Source organism: Bacillus sp. AFS059628 (assembly GCF_002571225.1).
In the GTDB taxonomy this organism is placed as follows: Bacteria; Bacillota; Bacilli; order Bacillales; family Bacillaceae_G; genus Bacillus_A.
Genome location: NZ_NVEC01000122.1, coordinates 1 through 11441, shown reverse-complemented (window position 1 = coordinate 11441; position 11441 = coordinate 1). Strand labels below are relative to the sequence as shown.

At 33.1% G+C, this 11441-nt stretch carries 13 protein-coding genes and 2 pseudogenes; 3 read left to right on the top strand and 12 right to left on the bottom strand.

What is annotated here, in order from left to right; all coding sequences use genetic code 11:
- Positions 1–66: 66 nt before the first annotated feature.
- The 8 genes and pseudogenes from COL05_RS29540 to COL05_RS29510 all read right to left on the bottom strand — a co-directional run bounded on the left by COL05_RS29540 (position 67) and on the right by COL05_RS29510 (position 5283).
- Complete coding sequence (locus COL05_RS29540) at positions 67–897, bottom strand: GH25 family lysozyme (RefSeq protein ID WP_098671198.1); 831 nt, start codon at positions 895–897, stop codon at positions 67–69.
- 505 nt (positions 898–1402) lie between these two features.
- Complete coding sequence (locus COL05_RS29535; RefSeq protein WP_098671197.1) at positions 1403–2137, bottom strand: N-acetylmuramoyl-L-alanine amidase; 735 nt, start codon at positions 2135–2137, stop codon at positions 1403–1405.
- A 413-nt stretch (positions 2138–2550) separates the two neighbouring features.
- A pseudogene (locus COL05_RS32480) lies at positions 2551–2637 on the bottom strand (DUF6884 domain-containing protein); the annotation flags it as partial.
- Positions 2622–2933 (bottom strand): hypothetical protein, encoded by a 312-nt coding sequence (locus COL05_RS29530; RefSeq protein ID WP_142337724.1) that lies wholly within the window; start codon positions 2931–2933, stop codon positions 2622–2624. The pseudogene COL05_RS32480 and the gene COL05_RS29530, both read right to left, overlap by 16 nt.
- A 698-nt stretch (positions 2934–3631) precedes the next feature.
- Complete coding sequence (locus tag COL05_RS29525; RefSeq protein WP_180233493.1) at positions 3632–3955, bottom strand: hypothetical protein; 324 nt, start codon at positions 3953–3955, stop codon at positions 3632–3634.
- Positions 3956–3987: 32 nt separating this feature from the next.
- Positions 3988–4428, bottom strand: coding sequence for a hypothetical protein (locus tag COL05_RS29520; RefSeq protein ID WP_098671194.1), 441 nt, complete (start codon positions 4426–4428; stop codon positions 3988–3990).
- 37 nt (positions 4429–4465) lie between these two features.
- Positions 4466–4678, bottom strand: a complete 213-nt coding sequence (locus COL05_RS29515) for a P-loop NTPase fold protein (RefSeq protein ID WP_098671193.1) — start codon at positions 4676–4678, stop codon at positions 4466–4468.
- A 248-nt stretch (positions 4679–4926) separates the two neighbouring features.
- A complete protein-coding gene (locus COL05_RS29510; RefSeq protein ID WP_098671192.1) occupies positions 4927–5283 on the bottom strand; it encodes a hypothetical protein in 357 nt (118 codons plus the stop codon).
- A 167-nt stretch (positions 5284–5450) separates the two neighbouring features.
- Here COL05_RS29510 and COL05_RS29505 point away from each other — a divergent pair, with 167 nt between their 5' ends.
- Positions 5451–6452, top strand: coding sequence for a WXG100 family type VII secretion target (locus COL05_RS29505; protein WP_098671191.1), 1002 nt, complete (start codon positions 5451–5453; stop codon positions 6450–6452).
- Between the two features lie 14 nt (positions 6453–6466).
- Positions 6467–6745 (top strand): hypothetical protein, encoded by a 279-nt coding sequence (locus tag COL05_RS29500; RefSeq protein WP_098671199.1) that lies wholly within the window; start codon positions 6467–6469, stop codon positions 6743–6745.
- Positions 6746–6822: 77 nt separating this feature from the next.
- On the opposite strand, the pseudogene COL05_RS29495 reads toward COL05_RS29500, so the two are convergent.
- Together COL05_RS29495 and COL05_RS29490 are read right to left on the bottom strand one after the other, a co-directional pair.
- Positions 6823–7326: pseudogene (locus COL05_RS29495) on the bottom strand (N-acetylmuramoyl-L-alanine amidase C-terminal domain-containing protein); the annotation flags it as partial.
- Between the two features lie 290 nt (positions 7327–7616).
- Positions 7617–8066 carry a DUF6884 domain-containing protein gene (locus COL05_RS29490; RefSeq protein ID WP_098671190.1) on the bottom strand — a complete coding sequence of 150 codons (450 nt, stop codon included), beginning with the start codon at positions 8064–8066 and terminating at the stop codon, positions 7617–7619.
- Between the two features lie 296 nt (positions 8067–8362).
- Here COL05_RS29490 and COL05_RS29485 point away from each other — a divergent pair, with 296 nt between their 5' ends.
- Positions 8363–8560 (top strand): DUF4017 family protein, encoded by a 198-nt coding sequence (locus COL05_RS29485; protein WP_098671189.1) that lies wholly within the window; start codon positions 8363–8365, stop codon positions 8558–8560.
- Here the strand turns inward: COL05_RS29485 and COL05_RS29480 are convergent.
- Together COL05_RS29480 and ppaC are read right to left on the bottom strand one after the other, a co-directional pair.
- Positions 8555–10195: a M3 family oligoendopeptidase gene (locus COL05_RS29480; RefSeq protein WP_098671188.1), complete on the bottom strand. Its 1641-nt coding sequence runs from the start codon at positions 10193–10195 to the stop codon at positions 8555–8557. The two genes, COL05_RS29485 and COL05_RS29480, sit on opposite strands and share 6 nt — an antisense overlap.
- A 108-nt stretch (positions 10196–10303) precedes the next feature.
- On the bottom strand, positions 10304–11233 hold the full coding sequence (gene ppaC / locus COL05_RS29475; RefSeq protein ID WP_098671187.1) for a manganese-dependent inorganic pyrophosphatase: 930 nt from the start codon (positions 11231–11233) through the stop codon (positions 10304–10306).
- Between the last annotated feature and the right edge of the window lie 208 nt (positions 11234–11441).

The following is an 11441-nucleotide window of genomic DNA, read 5'->3' as shown; positions in this document are numbered from 1 at the left end:
TCTTACTGCCCATTAAAGCGAGATAAAAATAAAAAACCGTCACATGACGGCTTTTTATTTAGCAAACTACTCTTTTGTATAAAAATATTTAATTCCTTTCGTATCTAACCAAGCAGTTGCTTTGTCCAGTTCGTTCCCTTGACGATAATCTGTTTCGAAATACACAAGCCCTCGGTTATCTCCACGAGATATTATTTTAGAAGTATATCCAAGCTTATCCATCATTTGAATTATGTCAGGAATTAAATTTACACCAAATTCATAAGTAACTACTTTATTATATTTATTCACTATAATTCCAACCCCTTCTTGTTTTTTTATCGGCTCAACAATTTGATTTGTAAACCAAGCTAACGGCTTATTTCCAATCAGCTTATTTAAATCACACTTGCCGATACCAGCCACATTCCCTGTTTCTGTGTATTGCCAAATATCACATGGATACGCCGGTTCGTTACCACCATAACGAGGAATCCATACAAAATCAGAATTGACATTTTCCATTCCAAATGGTTCATACATATGATGAGTAATATATAAACCAACCTTTTTAGCTCCTAATCTGCGTAATTCATCAATAAAGGCTTGTGCACCCGCTCTCATATCGTTCATTGTTTTTACTTCTACGTCAGCTACCCAAACTGTTGCATTTTTATCACCACGGTTCCAAAAGTCTCTCGCCTCTATCCGTGCATCCTCTACTGAAACGAAACGACAGAACGCATAATTACCAAACGGAATATTTCTTGCTTTCATTGCTTGTACATAATTTTTATATAAAGGATCTATATAATTTGAACCATCTTGCACACGTGCAATTACAAAATCTAATTGTGGTGCTGCAATATCCCAGTCAATGTCGCCATTCCATTTCGAAATATCTACAATATAACCCATTATTTAACATCTCCTTTTTCGTTATTATATTCAAAGCTTGCTTTTTTGCTATTATCATCTAATAAATAGTATGAGAAGTGTTGTATTATTTAGTAATAATTTAAAATTCGGCCTATGTATTAAGAAAATAAAATATTATTACGGGTTTAATAAGTAAAGATTTACAAAGCTCTAAACTATAATCAGTAGGAGGCTACAAGCATTGCAATTCCCAGCTAATTTCTTAGCTTCATCCGAATTTTGAGGTATTAATTTTACCGCCCATTAAAACGGGATAAAGTGAAACTTTAANNACCAATCGGGCTTTTACGGGTAGTTGATTCCCTACCTAACTTCTTTGCTTCCGCTGAATTTTGAAGTGGAGGTCTTACTGCCCGTTAAAGCGGGATAAATAAAACCACCTTTCTGACAGGTGGTTTTGTGTACTACTTTACATATACATTATCCATATTTATAGTTACATAATTATTAGTTACTTAAATATAATTAAAAACTAATTTTCGTTTTATCTCAAATACTCATAGTACCATTTACGTGCGTCTAACCAAGCTGTAAATTTATCGATGTTTCCGGACGGATAGCCATTCGTTATAGCATAACCAATTCCATCTTTCTGAACGACAATTTGTCCATCAATACCCGCATCAACCATCGCCTGAGCCAAAACTTGTAAATTACTAAATGCTACACCACCAGTTTTTACTTTGAGCAAATCCGCTGCACCTCCTCCAGTTTGTCCTGTAAGAGCAAATACAATAGAATTAGCGATTTTATCAACATTCCATTTTGCCATGTCGGATTCATTATCAATAAATCCTAATTCAATAAGAATAGCCGGTGCCTTCGTTCCATTTAATACTGCTAAATCTGTACGTTGTTTCGCACCTCGATCACGCCATCCAATATCTTTTGCTAGTTGAGCTGAGATTTTAGCCGCCAAATCTTTCTGATCATAATACAAAACCTCAACACCCTGTCCATTTCCATCACTTGCATTAAGATGAAAAGAAATAACTAAATCCACAGCATGGGAATTGCTATTCCGAATGATATTATTTAAATTTTGTGATTGAGTTGTCCCTACCTCGTCCGTATCATCATAAACCGTGTGTCCCAGGAATCTTAACTTAGTCGCCACAGCATCTTTAACTTGCCTATCCAGAACGTGTTCTTTCCGATTCCCAAAATTAGCCCCTTGAACAATACTATTGTGTCCTCCGTGCAAACTATATCTGGCCATTATTTATCCACATCTCCTTTCTTAATATCATATTCAAAACTTGTCTTATTGCTATTCCCTCTTACAATCTTAACTGTCCCCATACATCCTACATTTTCTAAAGGTGAAGGCAAATTGTTTTCGATATAAAGTGAAACTTTAATCAGCCCTCACCAATCGGGCTTTTACGGACAGCCCAACCCCCACCTAACTTCTTTGCTTCCGCTGAATTTTGAAGTGGAGGTCTTACTGCCCGCAAATAGCGCGATGAAAAGTGATGTCACTTCACAAATCTGATTCTTCGTTCTCTAAATTGCATTAACTTGAATGGTGACACGAACAAAAAGCATCACCTTTTTGGCGATGCTTAAAAACTCTATTTTACGTTTTAGCTCCCTAAATAAAATTTAAGATCCTGGTGACCGAAACTATCCTTATATTTCCTCCTCTTCCTTCACTGTCCCTTTTAACCTCTGCAACATATACCCAATCCCTTTACAACCTGCTAACGGATACTGTATATTACATCATATCCATCCCATATAGCATTAAACTTCATTTTATTTATGGTTAACCACTTATCTTTATATAATTTATATGTTTCGATATCCGGACTTACATTATCATTTAATTTTAACTTACCTGAATAAGACGCTGGATATGTTTTGACACCATTCATGTTCATGAAAGAATATTTAAACTTTTCTTCTAGTTCATCCTTCTTTCTATTGATACAAATGTCACAAGCCAATTTATCAAAAGATCTAATACCGTCCCCTGATTCCAGTGCCCTTTCGTTTGCTAATCGGCTTGCCATTCTCGAATGATGTTCTTCCAATTGATCATGAAACATAAAGGTTTTTTATTATCCAGCTTTCAGATAAAAATTGACTATATCTACTGTAATCTATAGATTCATGTATATGCTCCAATCCTCTTTCTGCCTCTCTTTGATAGCACATTAAACATTTTTCGGCTTTGTTTTTAATAAGTCCCAGATAGCTATGTTAATCACGCTCCTGTAAAGTAAATTATTACCTTTAATTATAACAATAATTATTAGAAATCGATGAGTATTTCATTCAATATATGGTGTGGTTTCAATCAGATGTTTTCATAAAATGAAGACTTATACTTGAAAATACTTATTGAAAACTTATATTCGAATTATTGATAACGCAAAAATAATTAATCAATAATAATGTTAATTTATATTTAAAATATAAAAATGTAGATCCTGGGTGGTCTACATTTTTTTGATTTTCACAACTGTTAAAAACTTAAAAAAATAAGAAGTACTGGGATATTAAATATATAAGGATCTTCTATCTAGTGAAAATGTTGTATTGAAAGAGATAATTATAATTATTTAACAATTTTAACGTATAGTTGAAGTCACACGATTTATTATACAGAAGCGTTTGGGTTGCAAACAAGATTAAACTTTGATGAATTCGTTGACATAAAATAAAAACCGACTCCAAAAGTCAGTTTTTATTTTATCCTTTATATAGGTTACTGAACTGTATTATTTAAAGCCTTCACCTTATCTTCAAATCGGTCAATATCTTCTACCAACCACATTAAATATACTAATCTAGGCGTCTTCTTTCGTGATTTAATTTCAGCATTCAATCTAAACTTTATTTTTTTAAAATTAGGCAATTCCATTTGTAAGTAGCTATAATGATTTTCATCAACTAACTCTATTCGATTTCTTATAAAACCTCTAATCGTTTGAATATTATCTCCTGACAAATTAATTATAGTGGCACAAAATTCTTCCGGATCACAATGAGCGAAAAATGGTATATTTATTTGCAACTGGTTTTCTCTCATATTTCTAGAAAAACTATTGAAATCCGTTCGCATTAATTCAAATAAAAATTGTACATCTTTTTTTCTTTTTCCACTTTCAAGCCATCATTTATTTTTTTTATCATTTCTTTAAATTCGTTAAGATTTTCTCGGGGAACATTTTCCTCATCACTAAATTCTGTCAATAAAAACATGGTATATGTATATTCGATATATGATCCTCTATCTCCAGCCTTTTTCAACCCTTCCATAAGTTCCTGTTTTAAATCCTGTTCGTCTATGGAGATTATTCCCTTTCTCCTAAAAAATTCATACATTTGATATGCTCTGAAATACCAAGCGAAATGTATTTCTCCTTTCTTTAATTGATTGTATGTATTTCGTTCTAACACCTCAAATTCAGCATCAGTTTTATGCCAATAATCCCCATTAATGAACCCTATGTGTGGATCTTTAATTTTTATTTCTTTTAATTCTAATTGAAAACTATCCATCTCTTCTTTAAATATCCTCTATACTACTAACATCATATTATGATACATAAATAATCTTCTTATTTATGTTTGTTATCTTTTCTTTTAATACATTTTCCCAGAAATAAGTTTTCCCACTTCCCCATTCTCCATTTAATAAGATTGCATAACTTGTATTTTCCCTTTTTATGTAATTCAATACACTATCAACTGTATACTTCTCAGTTTCACTTAGTGATGTTTGAACGGATTCAATGATTGATGTTGACATTGAACACTTCTCCTAATTTATAGCTATATGTATTTTATATTCTACTAACATTATATCAACAATATTAAAGATAAAATTATATTTGTTTTAGTATACTTATGTTTTAAGAATACTTTCGATTTAAATGCTGAGTTTAAATTCAATGGATTATTTTAATTTTCGTTTCACGAACTAATTTATTTTCATGTCAACATAATTCGCGAATGCAAAGGCACAAGTTACTGTTTTGTTCGCTCCAGTTGCTTCATCTATACCTTGAATCGTATACGTCTGAAAATTAACGTTTGTGTTGTTTCTTTGTTTGGAACTTCGTTATATTCCAGATGTACACTAATACTACCCCCGTCTACATTCAAAGCATTTGCTAGGGCTAAATTACTTGCAACTGCATTGCATAGGACATTGCAATTATTAGTATTACCACCAAAACCTCCAGGAAAAACACCTAGTGGAGGTTTTGGTGGTGGTTTTGGCAACTTCTCATCAATCCTTTTTATAAAATTTATAATCACTACATAATATTCTTCTTCAAAATAATTGAGGAAGGAGTTTGTCCAATAAATAATAAATTTTTTATGAACTTCACAAACATGACCTGAAACCAAAAAGCCGCCCCACAGGACGGCTCTTTTTTATTTCACATACACATAGGCTTTATTTACAATTAAGCAGATTTTAGTTCACATAAATATTATTATACTAATCTAAAATTTCCATGTTTACATTTTTTTCTTTTTATCTCATAATTTTAATTGGGGAAAGGGAGGAAAAAATGGTTCAAATCAAAGTAACACCTGAAATGCTAGAAGAAGTGGCTAATCGTGCAAATAATACCAGAATCGCATTAGAATCTATACATAATAATTTATGTAACGAAATAGATCAATTGTGTTTTCAATGGATTGGTGTCTCTAATCAACAATTCGTTCAAATGTTCAATGATGCGAGGCCAAAAGCTTTTACGTCTATCAATTCACTTGTAAAAGTAGAAGAAGACTTGCAACGGATTGCTGAAAAATTCCGCAATGCAGATAATCAAAATGTTACAATGGAAGAAGGTGCAATGTGTGGTAAACCTTCCTCTGAAGAAAAAGGTTTTGATGGCGGTAAACTAGCTCGAGATATAGCTGGTGAAATAAGTGGTGAGTATGATATTAAAAGAGCGTGGGATGGTGTTGATCCATCTACTGGTGAAAAACTATCAACCTGGGATAGAATCTTTGCGGGTGGAATGGCAGTAGCTGGTCTTACACCAGTCGGGAAACTCGCTAAAGTAGGAAAAGGCGTTAAGATGACGCATGCTGCAATAGAAAGTAAAAACCTTTTACGAGGAGAAGATTACTTAAAAGCAGCAACAAGACCAAATGGTATCGGTAAACCACATATTGGTGAGAACGGAAACCTAATCCCAGCAAATAAAGAAGGGATGTATAAAGGCCGACAAGTAACTGTAACTGAACATATCTTAGGTGGATATCGCAGAGGAGCAAAACATAATAGTCCTTATACTAGTTTCTCGATAAAACCTGAGGTTGCAAGTAATTATGGTAAAAATATTATTGATATTGATTTACCTGCTCTAAGAAAGGGGATTAGGGAAGGTGAAGTAAAAGACGTTGCTATTTTAAGCCCTAAGCAAATAGAACGTTTAATAAAACAAGATTCCGCCACTACAGACCACTGGAAAAATCTCGCTTTAAATTGGACTAAAAGAGATACTGAATACCTTATTAGAGGAGAAATTCCTAGTAAATATTTTAACATTAAGAAATGAGAGGGATATTCGCTATGAAACTATACTTTAAAGATATACATTTAGGAGACATTTCAAATACAAATGGTGATGGTTTTTGGATGTATGGAAATATTAATTTCACTAATAACATTTCTGATTTCAAAGAGTTTCTTAACAAAATGGTAGATGAAAATAATCCGCCTTTAGATGATGTAAATCCAATCCTATTGGATGAAAACAATTGGTTTGTATCTAAAAATAATCAATTAGAGGGAATTGGAATACCTGCCGTCTACTTTGATTCAAATGAAATAGAATGGCGTTGGAGATAAATAAAAAGGTTCTCGGTTAAGAGAACCTTTTTCACTTCATGTATACATAGGTTTCATTTGCTATTGCATAGTATATCTCACTTAACTTCATACCACCAACCTTTACGGTCAAGGTATTCTTTCATCGCTTTAAGCTGTGCATCTGAAGTTGGTTCCGAAACAAAATACGTTAAGCCATCAGATTTTAATTTGAAGTTCGCTGTCATTTTAACAGATGTTAAAGCTTGCATAGCATTAAGCACTTCATACGGCGAAAAGGCTCCTGTTTGAATAATGTTTTGTTTAGGTACCTGCGCTTGTACTTGCTCTTGCTTTTGTCCTGCTTCAGTAAACCAAGAAAGTGGCTTACTCCCTACAAGCGAATTCAAGTCACCCTTACCGATACCAGGTACATTTCCTGTTTCTGTGTACTGCCATATATCACAAGGATATGCTGGTTTATTACCGCCATAACGTGGAATCCATACAAACTCACATCTCACATTTGCCATACCAAAAGGTGCATACATATGATGCCCAACATATAAACCGACTTTCTTAGCACCTAAGCGGTATAACTCATCGATAAAGGCTTGCGTGCCTACTATTACGATCGGTATAGACAAGCTGAACTGGAGTGGTCTAGATTGCTACTTCAATTTGATTATTTACTATCGAAGGAAGGGAATTTATAATCTCTCCCTTCCTAATGTAACTTTACAATATATTAAATTTTTCCTGTATTAACTAGGTTCACGATTTCCTGAACTGTTAAAAATTTTTCTATCTATACCTTCCCTCCTTTATTTATAGTATTTGTGATAGATTTCATGATCTTTCTTAGTTCCTTTATGTGACCAATTTCGTGACCAATCACTTTTTGTACTTTCTATTATAATTCCTTACCTTCCCCTACTGCCCCTTTTAACCTCTGCAACATATACCCAATCCCTTTACAACCTGCTAACGGATACGTAATGATTTCTTCTAAATATAATTGTGTTACCACTTTCTTATGCTTCTTACCTGCAAGTAAAACGATTTCATCAAACTGAAACAAATTTTTTTCTATCATCTGTTGTTTTAATTGTTCCATACTAATAATCTCATCGCTCTTTGAATCAAACGCAAGATCATAGTTTTCTAGTACAATATCATTTGGCCTTAAAAATCCATGCTTCGCTGATAATATAACCCAATTCTCGAAAAACATAGTTGCATACGCTTGACATGCTTTTCCGAACGGGCTAATATATACATCTTTTGCCTCCATCGGTCCATAATCTGGATACTTATCCCAAATTCTCTTCTTTCCGCATGGAATTATGCATAACCTTCTCATATATTTCTTACCTCTTCTCCTGCATAAGTAAAGTTAATTATTTTATACATTTTGCCCCCAACATGCTATATAATGATATTAAACACAAAAATTACACATTTTACCATATAATAATCTTTTTTTACTAATAATTCACTTTTTTAAGATTTGAACACCCATTCCCCTATTTAAACATAGTACACTCCTTGTAAATATTATAATACTACAAACAATGGTATATTTACTTTTCAAAGCCCTTAATGATAATTAAAGTATATAAATAATAAAATGTATCATCTTTAGAAGGAGGTGAACAAATGAAAAATATAATCCCTGCACTAGTACTCTATATTATTGTTTGCATAATCGCTATGATTGCTCTTGCGTCTGAAGGCTATAATCAAGTGGGCTGGAAGTTGTTTGTTGGGCAAGCCTATGCTATACCTATTTTCCTCATTACAGCTATTATTACATTTTATATAAACAAGAAAAAAACTACAAATAAACAATTATAATTCATTAATCAAATCCAAAATAACCCTTGCAATACTTTCTATTCTTTTTTCCGAAAAATCAAACGTAACACCTGTTTTTTCATATATTTCTTGTATGGATAAATTCCAATCTGCACTCGCACCTTCTTTAAAGAAAGCAATTGCTTTTTCTGGGTCTTCCCGGTAAATTTGAAACAATTGCATTGCTCCTATTTGTGCAATTGCGTATTCAATTTTATAAAAAGGAAACTGAACAAATTGAAATGTCTCTAACCAACTCGAACTGATTTCATCCTCTAATCCTGTAATGTCGACTGATGAATATTGATACCTTTTGCATAGTTCGGCGTATTTCTTATCACGCTCTTCTGATGTATGGTTTGGATTTGTATAAAGCCAGTGCTGGAATACATCTCCTGCAACTGACGATATTAATAAAGACAAAGTACGATATAATTGCACTCGCTGCACTTCTTTATATTCTTCTTGCTTGTAAAAGATATTAAGCTTTTCCATTACTAGTAACTCAAGGCTGAGAGAATACAGCTCAGCCACCTCTTCACGGAGATACCTTTCCTGCATGCTACTTTCATTATTAAATTGTTTATAAAAATGAAATGCATGCCCCAATTCGTGTATCAGTGCATTAATTGCATAAAATGATGGACTAAAATTAGAATACACAAAAACCTCTTTACTATGAGGCAAGGTAAAACAAACAGCTCCTGGTGCTTTATTTTCACGTTCTTCTACGTCAATAAATCCAGCTTTCCTTATATGAATAAATTTCTCATAAAAATATAAATCTGTCTTCCGAAACATTTCTTCCACCCCATTCAATAAATCAATGGCATTTTGAAATGGAGCTCTTGGTAAATTACACGGCGTAAGATCCCAAGGACGATATCTTTTTACACCGAGATTTTTTTTAGAAATACTTCCTAACCCTTTCCAAATGGGGACAATATACTTTTCTATAGATTCATGAAGCTTATAACATTCTTCAATACTATAATCTCTATTTTTTTGTTTGAAAGCATATTCACTATAATTATTAAATCCCGCATGTAAAGCCATTTCATTCCGCAATTGTACAAGTTCATTCAAAATAAAATCTATATCTATTTTCACTACACTTCTTGCTTCACATAAAGCATACCAGGCTTTTTTACGAATAACTCTATTTGGGTTATCTAGTTTTGCTTTTACAAATGCATATGTCTTTTGCTCGCCTTCCCAATTAATAGATATGTTAGACATTATTTCTCTATATTTCGTAATAAGCTCTTGCTCTTTAACGGAAAGAGTAATGTTCTTGTCATTAAATATTTTACTTTTTACTAATCTTACTTTTTTCATAAATCCATATTTCTGCTCATCTAATAAGTCGGAAAACGCGCACTCTCTAAATTTCTGGTCAAATTTTGCATTGTATCTTTTTAAAATTGGTTGAATTGTATTTTGATTATACATATGTAAATCACGTATATTTCTGTCATTTGTATCTCTATACGTGGCGATTAAACTACTTGTTATCTCCTCTTCTATTTCAGCAGTTACACGCCGTTCATCCAAAAGCCAACTCTCTAATTCTGAAACAGAAGTAATATTTCGCTCTAAAAGTGACTGTAAGTTATTTTCTAAATCATTAAACATACACAATCCTCCCATTCCCTAATTTGAATTTTCTGTTTTCTTAAGATAAAAAAAGACAAGTAGCCAATCCGACTACTTGTCTTTGCTGTTTATCTGTACGCAATAAAATTAAGCTTGGAATGCTTCTGTTAATACTGGTACGATTTGTTTTTTACGAGATACAACACCTTTTAATGTAGCAGTGTTATTTTCTAAAGTTACGTTGTATGCTTTCTCAACAACGTTTGCTGCGTTACCGATCGCAAGACCGACAGAATCGTTAGTTAAGATATCAGTTACAACGAATAAGAATAGGTCTAAACCTTTTTCTTCTACTACTGCAGAGATAACTTTTTCAAGTTCAGCTTGGTGTACAAGAACGTCGTTTGTATCAACAGCGTTTACTTGTGCAATTTCAACTTTCGCATTACCCATTTGGAATTCTTTAGCGTCAAGAGAGATTAATTGCTCCATTGTTTTTCCGCTTAAGTCAGCACCAGCTTTTAACATTTCTAAGCCGTACTTATCAGCATCTACACCAGCGATTTCTGCTAATTCACGAGCTGCTGCTACGTCTTGCTCTGTGCAAGTTGGAGATTTGAATAGTAAAGAATCTGAAATGATTGCAGATAACATTAAACCTGCAACTTCTTTACGAATTGTAACACCGTTTTCTTTGTACATTTTGTTTAAGATTGTAGCTGTACAACCAACTGGCTCGCAACGGTAGTAAATAGGATCGCTTGTTTCAAAGTTAGCAATACGGTGATGGTCAATAACTTCTAACACACGAACAGATTCGATATCGTTAGCACTTTGTTGACGCTCGTTATGATCAACTAAAATAACGTTGTCCACTTCGTTTGCAACTGTCTCAACAAAACGCGGTCCTTCTACTTTAAAATAGTCTAACGCAAATTGAGTTTCACCGCTGATTTCGCCTAAACGTACAGGCTCAGCATTCATTCCTAATTCTTTTTTCAATTCTGCATAAGCAATTGCAGAACAAATTGCATCTGTATCTGGGTTTTTATGCCCGAAAACTAGTACTTTTTCCATGTTTTCCACCTCTTCATGAAAAGGATATCTTAAAGAAGCAAATATGACAATATTTAAAGCATAATTTTTTATAAATAATTGCACTTTCTTCTATATTTTTCATCGTTTTTCATAAAAAAAGATCATCTAAAATGAATTAGATAATCAAAATGTATATTTTATCCCGCTTTAACGGGCAGTAAGACCCCCACCTCAAAATGCAGCGAAA